Source organism: Achromobacter sp. T5-5, assembly GCF_055397965.1.
In genome coordinates this window covers 750,332-767,767 of sequence record NZ_AP027919.1, presented here as the reverse complement: position 1 = coordinate 767,767, position 17,436 = coordinate 750,332, and the positions used below count along the sequence as shown (strand labels likewise).

General features: G+C 68.9%; 13 protein-coding genes. 7 read left to right on the top strand and 6 right to left on the bottom strand.

The window, feature by feature from the left end:
- Positions 1-441: 441 nt before the first annotated feature.
- Positions 442-2,286: a methyl-accepting chemotaxis protein gene (locus ACZ50Q_RS03545; protein WP_464080571.1), complete on the top strand. Its 1,845-nt coding sequence runs from the start codon at positions 442-444 to the stop codon at positions 2,284-2,286.
- 48 nt (positions 2,287-2,334) lie between these two features.
- Here the strand turns inward: ACZ50Q_RS03545 and ACZ50Q_RS03540 are convergent, their stop codons facing one another.
- Together ACZ50Q_RS03540 and ACZ50Q_RS03535 are read right to left on the bottom strand one after the other, a co-directional pair.
- A complete protein-coding gene (locus tag ACZ50Q_RS03540) occupies positions 2,335-2,805 on the bottom strand; it encodes a PaaI family thioesterase (protein ID WP_464080570.1) in 471 nt (156 codons plus the stop codon).
- Between the two features lie 4 nt (positions 2,806-2,809).
- Positions 2,810-3,610 (bottom strand): IclR family transcriptional regulator, encoded by an 801-nt coding sequence (locus ACZ50Q_RS03535; protein ID WP_464080569.1) that lies wholly within the window; start codon positions 3,608-3,610, stop codon positions 2,810-2,812.
- Between the two features lie 167 nt (positions 3,611-3,777).
- Here ACZ50Q_RS03535 and ACZ50Q_RS03530 point away from each other — a divergent pair, with 167 nt between their 5' ends.
- From ACZ50Q_RS03530 to ACZ50Q_RS03515, 4 genes are all read left to right on the top strand, one after another.
- A complete protein-coding gene (locus ACZ50Q_RS03530) occupies positions 3,778-5,355 on the top strand; it encodes an acyl-CoA synthetase (protein ID WP_464080568.1) in 1,578 nt (525 codons plus the stop codon).
- 41 nt (positions 5,356-5,396) lie between these two features.
- Positions 5,397-6,542: an FAS1-like dehydratase domain-containing protein gene (locus ACZ50Q_RS03525; RefSeq protein WP_464080567.1), complete on the top strand. Its 1,146-nt coding sequence runs from the start codon at positions 5,397-5,399 to the stop codon at positions 6,540-6,542.
- A 31-nt stretch (positions 6,543-6,573) separates the two neighbouring features.
- Positions 6,574-7,818 carry a CaiB/BaiF CoA transferase family protein gene (locus ACZ50Q_RS03520; protein WP_464080566.1) on the top strand — a complete coding sequence of 415 codons (1,245 nt, stop codon included), beginning with the start codon at positions 6,574-6,576 and terminating at the stop codon, positions 7,816-7,818.
- A gap of 65 nt (positions 7,819-7,883) precedes the next feature.
- Positions 7,884-8,849: a Bug family tripartite tricarboxylate transporter substrate binding protein gene (locus ACZ50Q_RS03515; RefSeq protein ID WP_464080565.1), complete on the top strand. Its 966-nt coding sequence runs from the start codon at positions 7,884-7,886 to the stop codon at positions 8,847-8,849.
- Between the two features lie 2 nt (positions 8,850-8,851).
- Here ACZ50Q_RS03515 and ACZ50Q_RS03510 read toward each other — a convergent pair whose 3' ends face one another.
- A complete protein-coding gene (locus ACZ50Q_RS03510; protein WP_464080564.1) occupies positions 8,852-10,270 on the bottom strand; it encodes an MFS transporter in 1,419 nt (472 codons plus the stop codon).
- A 143-nt stretch (positions 10,271-10,413) separates the two neighbouring features.
- Between ACZ50Q_RS03510 and ACZ50Q_RS03505 the strand changes: the two genes are divergently transcribed.
- Entirely contained in the window at positions 10,414-11,316 is a 903-nt protein-coding gene (locus ACZ50Q_RS03505; protein ID WP_464080563.1) for a LysR family transcriptional regulator, read from the top strand.
- 39 nt (positions 11,317-11,355) lie between these two features.
- Here ACZ50Q_RS03505 and ACZ50Q_RS03500 read toward each other — a convergent pair whose 3' ends face one another.
- Both ACZ50Q_RS03500 and ACZ50Q_RS03495 read right to left on the bottom strand, forming a co-directional pair.
- A complete protein-coding gene (locus ACZ50Q_RS03500) occupies positions 11,356-12,870 on the bottom strand; it encodes an argininosuccinate lyase (protein ID WP_464080562.1) in 1,515 nt (504 codons plus the stop codon).
- Between the two features lie 137 nt (positions 12,871-13,007).
- On the bottom strand, positions 13,008-14,084 hold the full coding sequence (locus ACZ50Q_RS03495; RefSeq protein WP_092581586.1) for a sensor histidine kinase: 1,077 nt from the start codon (positions 14,082-14,084) through the stop codon (positions 13,008-13,010).
- Positions 14,085-14,166: 82 nt separating this feature from the next.
- Here ACZ50Q_RS03495 and ACZ50Q_RS03490 point away from each other — a divergent pair, with 82 nt between their 5' ends.
- On the top strand, positions 14,167-14,847 hold the full coding sequence (locus ACZ50Q_RS03490) for a LytR/AlgR family response regulator transcription factor (protein WP_464080561.1): 681 nt from the start codon (positions 14,167-14,169) through the stop codon (positions 14,845-14,847).
- Between the two features lie 14 nt (positions 14,848-14,861).
- Here ACZ50Q_RS03490 and ACZ50Q_RS03485 read toward each other — a convergent pair whose 3' ends face one another.
- Entirely contained in the window at positions 14,862-17,330 is a 2,469-nt protein-coding gene (locus ACZ50Q_RS03485; protein ID WP_464080560.1) for a TonB-dependent siderophore receptor, read from the bottom strand.
- Positions 17,331-17,436: the final 106 nt, after the last annotated feature.

Genomic DNA, 17,436 nt, shown 5'->3' with positions numbered 1-17,436 from the left:
AAAGGTCGGTGCCGCATGCGGACCGGGCGGTAGCCGTCCCCTATTCGCATGGACGGCGAAAGAGTGTCCGATACATGCGAATTTTTTGCCCTAAGGTTTATTCGAAAACGCAATCTGCGAATGCGATGTGAAGGCTGCGCCCGGCGCTCAGACGCCGTCGCCCCGTAGGGCGGCTTGTCGGAGGCCGCGCGGATTTGCAGCGCACCGATCCGGTGCATTCGCCACTGCGCCAACCCCGAATAGCGCGTCTCCCTGACGCAGAATGGCGCCCGCCCCATGCCTGCGCTGAAAGCCCGCTGAAAACGGCTCCACCGCTCCCATCAAAGTTCTGACCCACCCTAAAGTCGCCGCACGCAAATGCCGTTAGCGGATTGCGGCAGGGGGTTTCCTGGCCGACTAGCAACCCGCCAGCCGCAGCGTTGGCGCACTTTGAATACGAGCATGAAGATCACGTCGCTGCGCAACCGCATTTTGCTTATTACCTGCTTTACGGTGGTCGGGGCGCTTACGCTCTCCGGCTTCATCACCTACCAGATCGTGCGCGACAACATGATGACAACCATCGCCGCGACCCTGGACGCCGTGGCCTCCGGCAATGCCAGCGCCATCGAGCGCTGGTCGGCGGACAAGGCGCAGGCCGTCAACGCCACGGCGCAAGTGGTGGAAAAGGGCGATCCCCGGGGCCTGACGCAGCTCATGGGCCAGACCAACGGCTTTCCCATCACCACGATCGGCTGGTCCGACAAGACCTTTTTTTCCACCACGAAGACCGCGGCCGACTACGATCCGACGGCGCGGCCCTGGTACAAGAGCGCCGTGGCCGCCGGCAAGCTGACCATCACCAAGCCCTACGGCGACTCCACCACGGGCGTGCTGTATGTCGCGTTCACCGCGCCGCTCGTGCGCAGCGGGCAGACGGTCGGCGTGCTGAGCGGCGCGGTGCCGCTGGATGGAGTCAAGGACATCATCAAGGCCATCCACCCCACCCCGTCCAGCAGCGCCTTCGTGCTGGGGACGGACGGGCAGGTGATTTCGCACCTGAATGACAAGCTGGCGCTCAAGCCGTCGACCGACATCGCCGCCGGATTGACCTCGGACGCCGTGGCCGCCATGGCCCGCGACGGCGCCGCGCCGGTCGAACTGGCGCTGGATGGCGCGCAGAAACTGCTGAAGGCGCGCCGCATCCCCGGCACGGACTGGTATCTGGTGGTGGCGCTGGACAAGACCGAAGCCACCGTCGGCCTGACGCAGGTGCTGCACGCGACGCTGATCTCGCTGGTGGTCCTGACGCTGGTGGCCGTGGCGCTGGCCAGCGTGATCACGTCGCGCGCGTTCAAGCGCCTGTCCGCCGTGCGCGACGCGATGGACACCATCGGCTCAGGCGATGGCGACATGACCCACCGCCTGGCGGTGGTCGGCCACGATGAGGTGGCGCAGATCTCATCGTCGTTCAACGCCTTTGTCGACAAGATCACCCACGTCATGCGCGAAGTGCGCAGCGGTGTGCATTCGATGAGCGCCGCCACGCGCGAGATCGACATGGGCAACCGCGACCTGTCGCAGCGCACCGAAACGTCGGCCGCGTCGCTGGAGGAGACCTCGTCGGCGCTGACGCAACTGACTTCCAGCGTGCGCCAGACCGAGGAAACGGCGGAACATGCCACCCGCCTGGCCGACGAAGCCAGCGCCGTCGCGGCGCGCGGCGGGCAGGTGGTGCGCGATGCCGTCAGCACCATGAGCGAGATCTCGCAGTCGTCGCAACGCATCACCGAGATCATCCGGGTAATCGACGGCATCGCGTTCCAGACCAACATTCTTGCGCTGAATGCGGCCGTCGAGGCGGCGCGCGCGGGCGAGCAGGGCCGCGGCTTCGCGGTGGTGGCGGGCGAAGTGCGCACGCTGGCGCAGCGCAGCGCCTCGTCCGCGCAGGAGATCAAGACGCTGATCGAGGCGTCGGTGCAGAACGTGAAGAGCGGCACGGAACGCGTGCAGGCCGCGGGATCGACCATGACCGAAATCGTCGACGGCATCCACCGCGTGCAGCGGATGGTGAGCGAGATCCACGGCGCGATGGCCGAGCAGAGCACGGGGCTGGGTCAGATCGACCGGACGCTCGCCGACATGGACCAGGCCACGCAGCAGAATGCGGCGCTGGTCGAGCAGTCCACGGCCGCGTCCGGCATGCTGAGCGACCAGGCGCGCGTGCTGGCCGAGGCCGTCGCCCGCTTCAAGTTGCGCGAAGAGGAAATGGGCAGCCCCGGCAGGCTGATCGCGCTGCCGGCCTAAGGCGCGGGCCTAAGGCGCGACCCTAAAACGCGACCCTAAGACGCGGCCCTAAGGCGCGGGCGCAACGCCCGCCGCCGCTTCTCCGGCGCCCTTCGGCGCCGGACCCACCTGCTTGAGCACCGCGACCGCCGTGGCAATGGCCTGCCCGGCGGCGCTGATCTCGCCCTGCATGAACACGAGCGAGGACGTGGCCCGCACCACGCGTGCGCGCAACTCCAGGAACTGGCCTTCGCGCGCCGCCGCCAGGAAGTGCGTGTCCAGCTGCACCGTCACGCACGCCCGCCGGCCCAGCGCTTCCCACGCGACCGCGCTGATCCCGTGGTCCAGCAGCGCAGTCAGCAGGCCGCCATGCACCACGCCCGCGGGATTGAGGTGGTCGGCGGTGGCCAGCAGGCCATAGGCCCAGCCCTCATCTTCCTTGCACACCCACAGCGGACCGATCCGGCCCGCGAAACCCGGCAGGGTCTTCTTGCGCCATCCCGGCGGGACGGCGGCGTCAACAGCGGCGTCATCGCTCATGCGTTCAGTTCCTTGCCGCCAGCAGTTGCGACAGCGCGTGCGCTTCGCCCTGCAATTCATGGGCCAGGGACTCGACGCGCGCCGCGTCGAGCTGTTCGGCCAGGCCCGCCGCCACCAGCGCGTGCGTCATGCGCGTGTGGCTGTCCAGGACAGGCACGGCGATCACGACGACGCCGTTGATGTAGTTGTTGCGATCCACGCTGTAGCCCTGGCGGCGCACCGCGTCCACGTCGGCCTTCCAGGCGGAGAACGCCGGCGCTTGGTCCCAGCGCAGGGCCTTGAAGCGGCGCTCCAGTTCCTTGTCCGAAAAGTCCGAGAACGCGGCGACCAGCCGCCCCGTGGCGCTGATCAGCGCGGGAAAGCGGCTGCCGACATCGACGTGCAGGCGGAACGGCGCGTTCGACCGCGATAGCGCCAGCACCACCATGTGGTCGCTGCCCGAGACCTCGACCCCGATCGCGGTGACGCTGGCCGCGTTGGCGATGCGGTCCAGCACGGGCTGGGCCAGCGCGGGAAACGGATTGCTCTCGATCACGCTGCGCGCCAGCGTCAGCATGCCCACGCCCAGGCTATAGCGCTTGGCGCCGGGATCGACCTTCACCAGGCCTTCTTCCACCAGGACGCGAAGGATGTGCAGGCAGGTGCTGGTCACCATGCCCAGTTCCTGCGAGATCGCCTTCAAGGTCATGGGCTCCCCGCCCCGGCCCAACAGGCGAAGGATCGCGATGGACCGCGTCACGGCCGGCACGGGACGCACGCGCGGGCCGGCCGCGGACGCAGGTTCCGGGGTACTGATTTCACTCATCGGTTTCTCCGTTTGCATGGCGGCAAGCATACCGTGCGCGCCGCGTCCCGCAGCGTTCTACCCACCTTCATAATTGTATATATACAATTAACGAACGCCATTGACAATTTATTTTCCGGCGCGCATAGTGGCTTCAACAGGTTGCCGACCCACACAGGTGCGACGAAATGACGAAGCTGACCGACACCCTCTCCTACGCGGACGCCCAGGCGCTCTGCTCCGCCGACAAGCTCTGGGAGCTTTTCGATGGCAACCGCGAATACATGAACATCGCGCACGAGTGCATCGATCGGCACGCCGGCAAGGCCGAGCCGGCGATCATCCTGGTGCGCGCCGCGGGCGGGGACGAGACCTACTCCTTCCGCCAGATTGCCGAGCAGTCCTCGCGCTTTGCCCATTACCTGGTCGAACAAGGCATCCGCCCCGGCGACCGCGTGGCCGTGATGCTGGAGCCGTCGCTGCCGTTCTACGTGGCCATGTTCGGCGCCATGAAGATGGGCGCCATCGCCGTGCCGCTCTTCACCCTGTTCGGCCCGGACGGCATCCGCCTGCGGGTGCAGGACTGCCAGCCGCGCATGCTGGTGACCAACGCGGAAAAGGCGCCCCTCGCCGCGGGCGGCGACGACATGCGCGTGGTCATCGCGGACGACGCATTCGTCGGCGCGCTGGCCGGCTACCCCTCGCACTATGCATGCCGCACGCGCGCCGATGACCTGGCCATCTTCCAGTACACGTCCGGCACGACGCGCGAGCTGCCCGACGCCGTCAAGCACACGCACCGCGCCCTGGTCACCCTGATGCTGGCCGCGCTGTACGGCACCGGCATCCGTCCCGGCGACCGCTACATGTGCCCGTCGTCTCCCGCCTGGGGGCACGGCCTGTGGCACGGCACGCTGGCGCCGCTGGCGCTGGGCGTCACCATCGGCGCCTACGCCGGCAAGTTCAACGCCGAGCGGCTGCTGCAGGCGCTGCAGGAGCACCGCTTCAACAACATCTCCGCCGCCGCCACGCACTACCGCATGATGCGCAACTGCGGCGCGGCCGACCGGTATCGCTATCAGCTCGACAAGGTGTCCTTCACCGGCGAGCCCATCGACAGCGAGACCGCCGCGTTCGTGGAGGCCACCTTCGGCCGCCCGGTCTGCAGCATGTACGGCACGACGGAAATCGGCGTGTGCCTGGTCAACTATCCCGGCGCGCCGGATTTCACGGTCAAGGCCGGCTCGCTGGGCAAGCCCGTGCCCGGACTGCGTGTGGAAGTGCAGGACGCCAACGGCCAGCCCTGCGCGCCCGGCGAAACCGGCGAGCTCAAGCTGTGGCGCCGCGATGCGTGGGTCGCCACCAAGGATCTGGGGCGCGTGGATGAAGACGGCTACTTCTGGCACGGGGGCCGTGCCGACGACGTCATCATCTCGGCCGGCTGGACCATGAGCGCCGTCGAAATCGAAGACGCCATCCTCAAGCACCGCGACGTGGCGGAGGCCGCCGCGATCGGCGTGCCCGATCCGCTGCGCGGCCAGGTGGTCAAGGCCTTCGTCGTGTCGGCCCGGCCCGGGGACGACGCCTTCGTGCAAGAAATCCAGGACGCCGTGCGCAGCCGCCTGGCGCAGCACGAGTATCCGCGCCAGGTGGTGTTCGTGGCCGAACTGCCCAAGACGCCCGCCGGAAAGATCCATCGCAGGAAATTGCGGGAGCAGGAACTTGCGACCGCCGCCCAGACGCCCGCCGGCGCCGCCCACGCCTAGGGCTGCGCCAGCCCCGGCCATCACCACTCCCAGGAGACATCATGCTGACCCAGACCAAGACCGAACGCAGCTTCCCCAAGATCACCGAACGCGGGCTGGACGAGCTGCGCGAGCGCATCGGCGTCAAGATCGGCGCCACGGCCGAGCCGTGGTGCTACGAAGCCACGCGCGACAACATCCGCCACTACGCCCACGGCATCGGCGACGACAACCCCCTGTGGTCCGACCCGGAGTACGCGGCCAAGACGCAGCACGGCGGCATCATCGCCCTGCCCAGCTTCCTCTTTGCCACCAGCCGCATCGTGTCCGGCTACGTGGGCGGGCTGCCCGGCGTGCACGCCATGTGGTCGGGCGCGGACTGGACCTGGCACAAGACGGTCAAGCGCAACGACACCATCTCGACCGAAGCGCACCTGAAGAACCTGATCGAACACCAGACCCGCTTTGCCGGCCGCGCCGTGCAGCAGATCTACCACGTTGACTTCTTCAACCAGGACGGCGACAAGGTCGCCGAGGCCGACAGCTGGTGCTTCCGCACCGAACGCGACCACGCGCGCGAACAGGGCAGCAAGTACAAGGAAGTGCGCGCCCGCGAACCGCGCCACTACAGCCCCGAGGAAATCAAGGAAGCCTACAAGCTGTACGCCCAGGAAGAAGTGCGCGGCGCCACGCCGCGCTACTGGGAAGACGTGAAGGAAGGCGAGGAACTGCCCGTGATGTTCAAGGGCCCGATGACGGTGACCGGCTTCATCGCCTTCGCGCAGGGCTGGGGCGGGCTGTATATCCGCGCCAACAAGCTGGCGTGGCAGCTCATCGACGCCCACCCGGGGGTGGGCATCACCAACCGCTTCGGCATCCCCGACGTGCCCGAGCGCGTCCACTGGGAAGAGGACTTCGCGCTGGAAGTCGGCGCGCCCGGCGCCTATGACTACGGTCCCGAGCGCAACTCGTGGCTGACCCACCACCTCACCAACTGGATGGGCGACGCGGGTTTCCTGCGCAAGTCCACCTGCAAGATCCGCCGCCACAACCCCGAGGGCGACATGCTGTTCTTCAAGGGCAAGGTCGTTCGCAAGTACGTGGAAGACGGCCGCCACCTGGTCGAGATCGAACAAGAGGCGAGAAACCAGGACGACGAGCTTTCCGTGCTGGGTTCCGGTGTGGTCGAATTGCCTACCCGCGCCTGACCCGCGGCAATCTCCCAAAACGAGGTGGGCGATGTCTGATTCATCGGAACATGCTGCACCCGGCCCCGACGCCCCCGCCCGGGGCGCGCTGGAGGGCCTGCGCGTCATCGACCTGTCGCGCGTCCTGGCCGGCCCGCTCTGCACGCAGATGCTGGCGGACCAGGGCGCGGACGTCATCAAGGTCGAGCCCCCGGGCGGGGACGAGACCCGCACGCTGGGGCCGCCGGTCAACGAGGACGGCGATGCCGCCTACTTCATGGCGGTCAATCGCGGAAAGCGCGCGATCGGGCTGGACCTGTCGCGGCCCGAGGGTCGCGAGGTCCTGCTGGCCTTGCTGCAAGAGGCCGACGTCCTGGTCGAGAATTTCGTGCCGGGCACGATGGCCCGATGGGGGCTGGACTACGAAGCGGACCTCAAGCCCCGCTTTCCGCAGCTCATCCATTGCTCCATCACGGGCTTTGGCGAGGACGGCCCGCTGGGCGGCCTGCCCGGCTACGACGCCATTCTGCAGGCCATGTGCGGCCTGATGAGCGTGAACGGGGATCCCGCCAGCGGCCCCACCCGCGTCGGCATCCCCATCGTGGACCACCTGACCGGCTACACCGCGCAATCCGGCATCCTGCTGGCGCTGTATCAGCGCGCGCGCACCGGACAGGGCCAGCGCGTCGAGGTCACGCTGTTCGACACGGCGCTCAGCCTGCTGGTGCCCCACGCCGCCAACTGGATGCACACCCAGCACGCGCCGGGCCTGCTGGGCAGCGCGCATCCCAATATCGCGCCGTATGACCGCTTTGCGTGCCGCGACGGCGAGATCTTCCTGGGCATCGTCAACGACCGCCAATTCCGCCGGTTCTGCGATTACGCGGGTCTTGCGGCATTGGCCGACGATGCCCGCTTTGCCACCAACCGCTCGCGGCTGGCGCATCGCGAGGCCTTGCGCGGCGCCATCGAAGCGGCGCTGGCCGCGCGCCCGCGCGAGGCGCTGTGCGCCGAGCTGATGCGGATCGGCGTACCGGCCGGCCCGGTCAACAGCGTGCCCGAAGCCTTCGCGCAGGCGCACACCGCCCATCGCGGCATGCGCGTCGATCGCGACGGCTATCACGGCATCGGCCCCGCAGTCCGGCTGTCGCGCGCACCCGCCCGCGTGGACCGCCTGCCGCCCGCCTATGCGCAGCATACCGACGAGGTCCTCAGGGAGGCCGGCCTCGCCGATACCCAGATCGCGGCATTGAAGGAGCTGGGCATCCTGCCGCGCTGGCCTCCGCCCAAGCCATAGCGCAGTCCGTGGCGCAATCCGTACCGCAACCCGATGCAGACCTATAAGAAATCCAGGAGACCACCATGAAGACCTTACGCCTGATCGCCGCGCTCGCGGCGCCGCTGCTGTTCGCGCAGCCCGCCGCGGCGGCCGACAGCTATCCCTCCAAACCCGTCAGGATCATCGTCCCCTATCAGGCCGGCCAGGGCACGGACGTTGCCGCGCGCTACCTGGCCGAGTACCTGGCCCGCGACCTGGGCCAACCCGTCATCGTCGAGAACCGCCCCGGCGCGGGCGGCAACATCGGCGCCTCCGAGGCCGCGCGCGCAACGCCAGACGGCTACACGCTGCTGATGGGCACCAACGGCACGCATGTGTTGAACCAATACATGTATGCGTCCACCAACTTCGATCCCGAGAAAGACTTCTCGCCCGTCATGCTGGTCAGCTCGTTTCCCATGGTCCTGCTGACCACGCCATCCTCGCCCTACGCCAGCCTGGCCGACCTGCGCAACCCGGCCAAGGCCAAGCCCGACAGCATCAACGTCGGCATGCCCAGCACCACCGCGCGCCTGGTCTACGAACTGCTCAAGCAGCAGGGCGTGAACAGCCTCCGCGGCATTCCCTACAAAGGGTCGGCCACCGCCACCACAGACCTGCTGGGCGGGCAGGTGCAGCTAGGCATCGACACCGTGAGCGCGGCGCGCTCGTTCATCACCAGCGGCAAACTGCGCCCGCTGGCCGTGACGTCGCTGAAGGAGTCGGCCCTGCTTCCGGGCGTGCCGACCGCGGCCGCGCAAGGGCTGGAGGGCTTTCAGGTCGTCGCGTGGAATGGCCTGTACGCGCCCAAGGGCACGCCGCCGGCCGCAATCAAACGGCTGAACGCCGATCTCGCGAAGATCCTCGCGCGTCCGGAGGTGCGGCAGAAACTGCTGGACCTGGGGCATGAGCCGGGCGGCGGCACGCCAGACGAACTGGCGGCGTTCGCGCGCAGCGAACGGCTGAAGTGGCAGCCGTTGATCGTGCAGGCGGGGTTGAAGGCGGAGTAGCGCTAAGGCTGGACGGCGCGCGGCCGGGTCACGCCGGCCGCCGCCACCGCGGCCGCGGCCAGGACGCACAGCGCCGCCGCCGCAAGGAAGACCGCCCGCAGTCCCGCCGCCAGCGCCTGCGGCGGCGCGCCAGCCAGGTCCGCCGTTCCGGCGCCCAAGGCGAACAATGCCCCCATCGCCGACGCCCCGGTGATCAAACCCAGGTTGCGCGACAGGTTCAACAGCCCCGACACGGCGCCGCGCTCGCCGCCCGCGCCCGCCATCACCGCAGTATTGTTGGCCGCCTGGAACAAGGCGTACCCCGCCGTGATCACGACAAGCGCGATGACGTAGCCCGCCACGCCGAACGCGTCGGACGCGAACGGCAGCGCGGCCGATGCGCCCGCCATGGCGCCCAGCGCGGCCAGCGTCATGGGCCGCGCGCCGAACCGATCCACGCAGCGGCCCGCGGGCACGCCCGCCACCGCGGCCACGAGCGGACCGCAGGACATCGCCAGGCCGACGCGCGCGGCGTCCAGCCCCAGCGCCCCGGCCAGATAGAACGGCCCCACCACGAGGGTCGCCATCATCACCGTGGCAACCAGCGCGCTGGCGGCCAGGCCTGCCGAGCGCCCGGCGTCGCTGAACATGGCGGGCCGCAGCAACGGATGCGCGCTGCGCGATTCCACCCGCCAGAACAGGCACGCGCCGGCGGCCGCCGCCGCCAGCAGGGCGGCATTGAGCGGGCCGAAAGCGCCTTTTCCCAAGGTCATGGACAGCGCGTAGGCGGCCAGAGACACCGTCAACAGCGCACTGCCCAGGCGGTCAAAGCGTACCGGCGCCTGCGTGGCGCGCGGCCGGTCCTGGGGCAGATGCCGCCAGGCCAGCCAGAACGCCAGCAGGCCCAGCGGCAGATTGACCAGAAAGATCGCGCGCCACCCCGGCCCTGCGATCAGCGCGCCGCCCAGCGTCGGGCCCAGCGCGGTGCCTACCGCCGACATCGTGCCCAACAGGCCCATGGCGCTGCCGGCGCGGCCCTTCGGCGCCGCCTCGCCGGCCAGGGCCATGGCCAGCGTCATCAGCACGGCCGCGCCCACGCCTTGCGCGGCGCGCGCGGCCACCAGGCTCCACAGGCCGGGCGCCGCCCCGCACAGCGCCGAGGCGGCGGTAAACCACGCAAGCCCGGCCAGCATCAGGCGCCGCCGGCCGATCAGGTCGGCCAGGCGCCCCGCGCTGGCGACGGCGGTGGTGACGGCCAGCAGATAGGCCAGCACCACCCACTGCACCGATGGAAAGGCGGCGTCGAAGGCCAGCGCCAGCGCCGGCAGGCCGACATTGGCGATGCTGGTGCCCAGCGACGACAGCAACATCGACAGGGCCAGGCAGGCCACGAGCATGGGATCGGGCCGGGAGGGCGGGGAGGAAGGATGGGGAAGAGACATGATGGCATCCAGCAAGGGAACACGGTATCTCAGCGTATGCCCCGATGACGGCTGGCGGAAGACGCAGCATTTGCAGTAAATACCTGCATGAGACGCCATGCCAGGATGTTCCGCCGGCCAGGCCGGCATGCTACGGTTGCCGCATGACCCCGCCCGACCTGAACCTGCTGATCACCCTGGACGCGCTGCTCTCGGAAGGCAGCGTGGCCGGCGCGGCCCGGCGCCTGCGCCTGAGCCCGTCCGCCATGAGCCGCGCGCTGGCACGCCTGCGCGAGACCACGGGAGATCCGTTGCTGGTGCGCGCCGGGCGCGGGCTGGTTCCCACCCCCCGCGCGCTGGCGCTGCGCGGCCAGGTCGGCGGACTGGTCCGGGACGCGCAGGCCGTGCTGGGCCGGGCGCACGAACTGGATCTTGCCGGGCTCGTCCGCACGTTCACGCTGCGCGTCAGCGACGGTTTCGTGGAGAACGTCGGCGCCGCGCTGATTGCCCGGATCGCAGCGCAGGCGCCGGGCGTGCGCCTGCGCTTCGTGCAGAAGGCGGACAAGGACAGCGGGCCGCTGCGCGAAGGCGACGTCGATCTGGAGACCGGCGTGGTGGGCCGGTTGGCCAGCCCGGAGCTGCGCACGCGCGCGCTGTTCCAGGACCGGTACATCGGCGTCATGCGCGCGGACCATCCGCTGGGCGGGCGCAACGTCACGCTGGCGCGTTACCTGGCGGCGCGCCACGTCCTGGTGTCACGCCGCGGGCTTGAGTCCGGGCCCATGGATGAAGCCCTGCAGGCGCTGGGACGCGAGCGCGACATCGCCGCGATTGCCGGCGGATTCTCGATGGCGCTGGCGCTGGCGCGGGGCACGGACCTGATCGCCACGGTTCCCGAGATGCACACCGCCACGCTGCGGGAAGGCATGCGCAGCTTCGCGCTGCCCTTTGCCATGGCGCCCTTCACCGTGTCCATGCTGTGGCATCCCAGGATGGACGGAGACGCCGCGCACCGCTGGCTGCGCGGCTGCGTCCTGGCGGCGTGCGGAACGGGCGCCCCCGGCTAGGCGCCCCCGGCTAGGCGCCGTCCCGCGTGCGGACCAAGGCTATGGCTTCGGCGCGCTGGCCACCAGCGCGTCGAACTGCTTGTCCAGCTCCGCCAGCGACGCGTCGATGTGCGCGCGGCGCTCCTTGATCCACTTGTCCTGCGCGGCGAGCTGCTCGCGCGCCTCCTTGATCATGCGGTCCATTTCCTTGGGCTGGGGGCCGCCGCTGGTGGCGCGGTTCTTGACGATGGCCACCGGGTCCAGGGTCGAGCGGAACTCCGCCTCGCTCATCGGCAGGTCGGTGCCGTACTTGGAATCCTTCATCGCGTCGGCGTAGATGCGGCGCGCCTGCTCATACGGAAAGTCCAGCGGCTTGATGTTGTTGGTCTTGGCGTACGAGACCACTTCCGAGGCGAAGTGATGCCCCGCGCGGAACGGCAGCTTGTATTTGTGCATCAGCACGTCGGCCAGTTCCTGCGACGCCGTCCAGTCGCTGTTCAGTTCTTCGAGCGCCCGGTCGGGGCTGATGACCATGGCCTTGAGGACCCGGTCCCACCGTTTGAGCGCGGAGATGCCGCTGTCGACCATCGCCGAGTTCTGCTTCACGTCCTTGGGGTCGCTCATGCCGGGGGTGATGTTGTGCGTCTGCAGGACCGGCCCCATCGCCAGCGTCACGGCCGTCGACGCGTCGCTGCGCGTGTTGTTGAGCAGGCCCGGATTGCGCTTTTGCGGCATGGCGCTGGACACATAGGTGTTGCCGCCGCCTTCCTCCAGCAGGATCCACGGGCGCGGCTGCGCATATTGCGTCATGACGTCTTCGACGAAGTTGCCGGTGCGCAGCGCGATGCTGGTCACGATGGACGCGACCTCGACCGGCTGGTCCATGGACGATATCTGTGAGGCGTCGTAGGCATTGTCGACCACCGCCGCGAATCCGAGGTACTGGGCCATGCGCTTGCGGTCCAGCGGCCAGCTCGTGCCGTTGAGCACCGTGGTGCCCATGGGCGAGCGATCGATGCGGACATAGGCCTCGCGGATGCGCTGCGCGTCGCGCTCCAAGCCGGCCGCCTGGCCCAGCAGGTAGTGTCCATAGCTGTTGGGCTGCGCGGCCACGCCGTTCGTGTAGTTGGGAACGATGGTGCCCGCGTGTTTGGCCGCCAGTTCCACCAGGGTGGTGGAGGTGGCGTTGAGCTGGTCCGCCAGTTCCAGCAGCTTGTCGCGCAGGATCGCGCTGCGGTAGGTGGCGTGCATGTCCTGGCTGGAGCGGCCCGCGTGCAGCAGGGTGATGTCCTCGCCCGCCGCCTTGATGAGGAGGGGTTCGAAGGTGATGACCGTGGCCGGGCGCTTGGCGCCGGGCTGGTTGCCGTCATTGATGACCTTGGCCACGCCGGCCGCCAGGCGGGGCGCCATGGCCTTGTCCAGTAGCCCTTCGTCGGTGTTGATCACCGTGGTGGCCTTGTTGATCTCCCCGAGCCAGAAGAAGGGATCGCGGGGGGGAGCCGGCTGCGCGGCGGCGGCGTTCGCGGCCAGCGATAGCACCAGGGCGGCGCCCAGGGTGGGTAGAAACTGTCTCATGGCGTTCTCGTTATAGGGATGGCCGGACAGTGTATCGGAGCGGTTTTCCCTCGGACATCCTGAATTTCACGCAGGCGCGGGCCGGGTTCAGGGTGCCCCCTGGTCCCACCCCTACGCCCACCCCCAGGCCCGCCGCGCTACAGCGGCGCCGGCTCGCCCCGCAGCCGGATCTGCGCCACCGTCATCTCCCCGCGCGGTTCCAGCGAAAACGCGTAGCGCTCCGGATACCGCAGCGCCAGGCGCCGGCACAGATTGGCCAGGCCGCCCTTGCCTTGCGCCGGATCGAACGGCGTCTGTAACGCACCGGGGTTGCTCACCTCGATGACCAGTTCCCCGCCGTGCAGGCGCGTGCGGATGTGGATTACGAAGCGCTCGTGCTCGGCGCGCATGCCGTGCTTGATCGCGTTCTCGGCGAGCCCCTGCAGCGTCATGTGCGGGATGTTGATCTTCAGCGTGGCGGGATCGATCTGGCATCGGCATTCCAGCTTTCTTTCGAAGCGCAGCGCCTGGATGCGCACGTAGGCCTGCGCCGCCTCGATGTCCTCTTCCAGCCGGCACAGGCCGCGCCCCCGCCGGTCCAGCGAATAGCGCAGATACTGCGCCAGGCGCCGCGTCATTTCCTCGGCGACGGACGGCCGCTCGGCGATCTCCGCGACGATGGTGTTCAGCGCGTTGAAGAGAAAATGCGGCTCGACCTGAAGCTGCAGATGCTCCAGCTCCAGCTTCAATGACCGGGCCTGCGCATTGATCTTCTGCAGGCGCTCGGTGCGGGCGGCGAGTTCGGCGGACACGCCAAAATAGACCAGCGTCCAGATGGACAGGATCCCCATGTAATAGATGAAGCCCAGCCAGTACTGGTTGTCGGGAATATCGCGGATTCCCGACAGAAACAGGTGGTTGATGGCGTAGGCGATCGTGGCCAGCAGCGCCGACGCGGCCACGCACAGCACCACCGCGCAGGCAAGCACCGGCAGGGGCTCGCGGACCCTGGCCGGCAGGCGTCCGTGCTGCACGGCGGCCAGGCTGGTCAGCGCGAAGGCCAGCGGCTCCAGCGTCAGCGTCAGCCAGAATGCCGCGATGGGGTTGCCGAACGCCGCCAGGCGGATGAAGTAGCCGACGAACGCCAGGAAGACCCAGCCCACGGTCTGCGCGCGCCAGAATCCCGGCGCGGACTCGCCCTGGCTCAACTCCCGGCCGATCGATGTCGCAATCATGGACGTGCCGCCTTATATATCGTTACCCCACGGATTGGATCGAAAGAATACACTCGCCTGACCCTGCTGCCCGAGAAAAACCATGCTGCGTGTGCTGATCGTCGACGATGAAGCCCCGGCGCGCCGCTATCTGCGCCGCCTCCTCGAAGCCGCCCCCGCGGTGCACGTCGCGGGCGAGGCGGCGACCGTCGACCAGGCCCGCAGCCTGATCCAGGAACACGGCCCGGACGCCATCTTCCTGGACGTCGAGCTGGCCAGCGGCACGGGGTTCGACCTGCTCGATGGGCAGGCGAACCAGGCATCCGTCGTGTTCGTCACCGCGCATGACAGCTACGCGCCGCGCGCCTTCGACGTCGAAGCCGTGGATTACCTGCTCAAGCCCGTGTCTCCGGACCGGCTGACGCAGACGCTGGCGCGGTTGCGGCCGCGTTCGAGCGGCCATCTGTCGATGCGCACCAAGACGGGCACGCGCCTCATCAAAGTGCAGGAGCTGACCCTGCTGCAGGCCCAGGGCGACTACGTGCGCCTGTGCAGCGCCGCCCAGGCGAACGAGCTGATGCACATCACCCTCAAGCGCCTGGCCGCGCAGTTGCCCTTTCCCCCGTTCTGCGCCCTGTCCCGGTCCGTCATCATCAACCTGGAACATGTGTCCCATGTCGAGCAGCGGCCCGGCGCGCAATCCGAAGTGAGCTTCAACAACGGCGTCCAGCCTGTCGTGCTGGGCCGCGTCGCGTCGCTGCGGCTGCGGCGGGCGCTGGCCTAGCCGCCCACCCGCCTTCAGAACTCCGTCGTCACCGACAGCAGCACCGTCAGCGGCGCGCCCACCGTCAGGCCTTCGCGCGCCGCGGACTGCCAGTAGTTCCTGTTCAGGACGTTCTCGACCATCGCGCGGATGACCACGGGCTTGCCATTGGCGTTGAAGGCATAGCGGGCGCCCACGTCAAAGCGCGTCCAGCCCGGGATCTCCTGCGTGTTGCTCACGTCGACGATCTGCGAGCTGGTGCTCAGCATCCGCGCGGTCAGGGTAAGGCCCGGGACGAAAGGCGTGTCCCATTCGGCCGCCGCGTTGAACTGCAGGCGCGGCACCGCGGGCGCGCGGTTGCCGTCGTTGACGCCGCCCGCGGTGCGGATCAGCCGCGCGTCGGTATAGGCCACGCCGCCCAGCAGGCGCACCCCGTGGGCCGGCTCGCCCTGCACCAGGAACTCCAGCCCGCGATTGCGTTGCTCGCCGTTGGACACGTAGCGCAGCGAGGCGGGGTCCAGATAGCTGCTCGGGCGTTCAATCTGGAAGGCGCTGAGCGTGGTTTCGAACTGGCCGAAGTCGTACTTGGCGCCCAGCTCGAACTGCTTGGAAATGGCCGGAGCGAACACCTCGCCGGCGTTGATGGCGCCCTCGGGCGCGGTGCCGCCCTGGCTCAGGCCTTCGATGTAATTGCCATAGAGCGACAGGCGCTCGGTGGGCTTGACCGTCAGCGCAAACGCGGGGGTGACGGCGGACTTGTCGTAGTTGGACGTCTGGCGGCCGGTCATCGCGTCGAAGTTGGTGGATTCCACGCGCTGGTGCCGTACGCCCGCAATGAATTGCACGCGGTCCTGCGCCATCGAGATCGTGTCGGCGAGCGCAATGCTGACCAGCCGAGAATCGCTCGCCCGCGGCAGATCCGACGGACGCGCGATGTTCGGCTTGGGCAGGTCCGCGGGGTTGTAGATGTTCGAGAACACCGTGCTGGACCGGATCCGGGCCGCCGAATAATCGATGTCCAGGATGCTGGCGCTCAGCGCGGGCTCATGCTTGAGCGCGCCGGTCTGGAAGCGGCCGCGCACGCCGACCTCGCCCGTCTTGCTGGTGAGCGACTCGTTCAGGCGGGACGGCACCGCGCCGATATCGCCCGCCTCGTTCAGCATGAGCCAGCTCGTCTGCATGCTTTCAAAGTCGTGCTTGCGTGCGCCCAGCGCGCCGTAGACGGTCCAGTCCGGCGACAGGTCATACTCGGCGCGCAGCGCGCCCGACCATTCCTCGGTCTTCCAGTAGGTCCACGACGGGAAGAAATTGCGGCGGGCGTCCGGCGCCCGGCCGATGTCCACGCCCGAGGGCGGCGGGAACAGCAGGCCGCTGCGCGCATCCGTGGTGCGGTTCTGGTAGTTGATGTCGCCTTCGACGCGAAAGCGCTCGCCCTGGTAATCCAGCCCCAGCGCCACCGCGCCCAGGTCCTCGCTGGCCCCGTCCATCGGCAGGTCGCCGCCGCTGCCTGCCACGTTCAGGCGCACGCCCCACTCCTGGTTGTCGCCATAGCGGCGCGACAGGTCGGCATGCGCGCCGAACTGGCTGTCGCCGATGTAGGACACGGTAAAGCGATTCAGCGGGTCGGCGCCCGCGCGCTTGGGCACCAGGTTGATCGAACCGCCCACCGAGCCGTAGGGCGCCATGCCGTTCAGCAGCGCGTTGGGGCCGCGCAGCACTTCAACCCGCTCCACGCCGATCAGCGAACTGGCGTTGCGCGGCGACACGCCGTACAGCCCGTTGAACGACACGTCGTAGTTGAACAGCGTGAACCCGCGGATGTTGAATTCGTCCCGGCCCGCCCCGCGCGAATAGGTATTGCGCACGGTGGGGTCATTGACCAGGACGTCGCCGATGTTCTGCGCCTGCTGGTCCTCGATCAGCTTGGCGGTGTACTGCGTCGCGCTGAACGGCGTGCTCATGTCGTCGCGATTGCCCAACAGGCCCAGGCGCCCGCCCCGCGCCACCTGGCCGCCCGCGTAGACGGGGGGCAGTCCGCTGGACAGCCCGGAGGCGGTCACCGTCACGGCCTCCAGCGTCGCCGCGTCGGAGACGGGCAGCGCACTGAGGCGGTACTGGTTCGGCGCCTCGCGGGTGGCGCGCAGGCCCGTGCCGGCCAGGGCCTGCTGCAGCGCGTCGTGGCTGGAATAGCGGCCGCGCACGCCGTTGCTCTGGCGGTCGGCCACCAGCGACGGCTGCGCGGCCAGCAGGATGCCGGATTCGTTGGCCAGCCGCGTCAGCACCTGATTCAGCGGCGCGGGCGGGATGTCGAAGGTGATCAGGTCGGCCACGCCGGTCGCCGTCGGCGCCGCCTGAGAGTGCGCGGGCGGCCCCCAGACCGTGGAAACCGCCAGGGCCAGCGCCAGCGGCAGGCCCCACGACGGCAGGCGGGCGCGACGGGAAGCCAAGGGGCGCGCGCGGGTCACGGGAAAAGCCGCGGCGACGGGGAGAAGACGGTGGGACATGACGGGACCTGTGCTCTCGTGCGTGGGGTTCGGGAAAGGAGAGCGGCGCGCCAGCCCGGCGGGTTGCCGGGCGCGAGCGGCTCTTACTGTCCTTATTCGAACGAGC

Bases quoted from the DNA above. Each gene is read 5' to 3' on its own strand.
- ACZ50Q_RS03545 (WP_464080571.1), top strand. From the start codon at position 442: ATGAAGATCACGTCGCTGCGCAACCGCATTTTGCTTATTACCTGCTTT.
- ACZ50Q_RS03540 (WP_464080570.1), bottom strand. From the start codon at position 2,805: ATGAGCGATGACGCCGCTGTTGACGCCGCCGTCCCGCCGGGATGGCGC.
- ACZ50Q_RS03535 (WP_464080569.1), bottom strand. From the start codon at position 3,610: ATGAGTGAAATCAGTACCCCGGAACCTGCGTCCGCGGCCGGCCCGCGC.
- ACZ50Q_RS03530 (WP_464080568.1), top strand. From the start codon at position 3,778: ATGACGAAGCTGACCGACACCCTCTCCTACGCGGACGCCCAGGCGCTC.
- ACZ50Q_RS03525 (WP_464080567.1), top strand. From the start codon at position 5,397: ATGCTGACCCAGACCAAGACCGAACGCAGCTTCCCCAAGATCACCGAA.
- ACZ50Q_RS03520 (WP_464080566.1), top strand. From the start codon at position 6,574: ATGTCTGATTCATCGGAACATGCTGCACCCGGCCCCGACGCCCCCGCC.
- ACZ50Q_RS03515 (WP_464080565.1), top strand. From the start codon at position 7,884: ATGAAGACCTTACGCCTGATCGCCGCGCTCGCGGCGCCGCTGCTGTTC.
- ACZ50Q_RS03510 (WP_464080564.1), bottom strand. From the start codon at position 10,270: ATGTCTCTTCCCCATCCTTCCTCCCCGCCCTCCCGGCCCGATCCCATG.
- ACZ50Q_RS03505 (WP_464080563.1), top strand. From the start codon at position 10,414: ATGACCCCGCCCGACCTGAACCTGCTGATCACCCTGGACGCGCTGCTC.
- ACZ50Q_RS03500 (WP_464080562.1), bottom strand. From the start codon at position 12,870: ATGAGACAGTTTCTACCCACCCTGGGCGCCGCCCTGGTGCTATCGCTG.
- ACZ50Q_RS03495 (WP_092581586.1), bottom strand. From the start codon at position 14,084: ATGATTGCGACATCGATCGGCCGGGAGTTGAGCCAGGGCGAGTCCGCG.
- ACZ50Q_RS03490 (WP_464080561.1), top strand. From the start codon at position 14,167: ATGCTGCGTGTGCTGATCGTCGACGATGAAGCCCCGGCGCGCCGCTAT.
- ACZ50Q_RS03485 (WP_464080560.1), bottom strand. From the start codon at position 17,330: ATGTCCCACCGTCTTCTCCCCGTCGCCGCGGCTTTTCCCGTGACCCGC.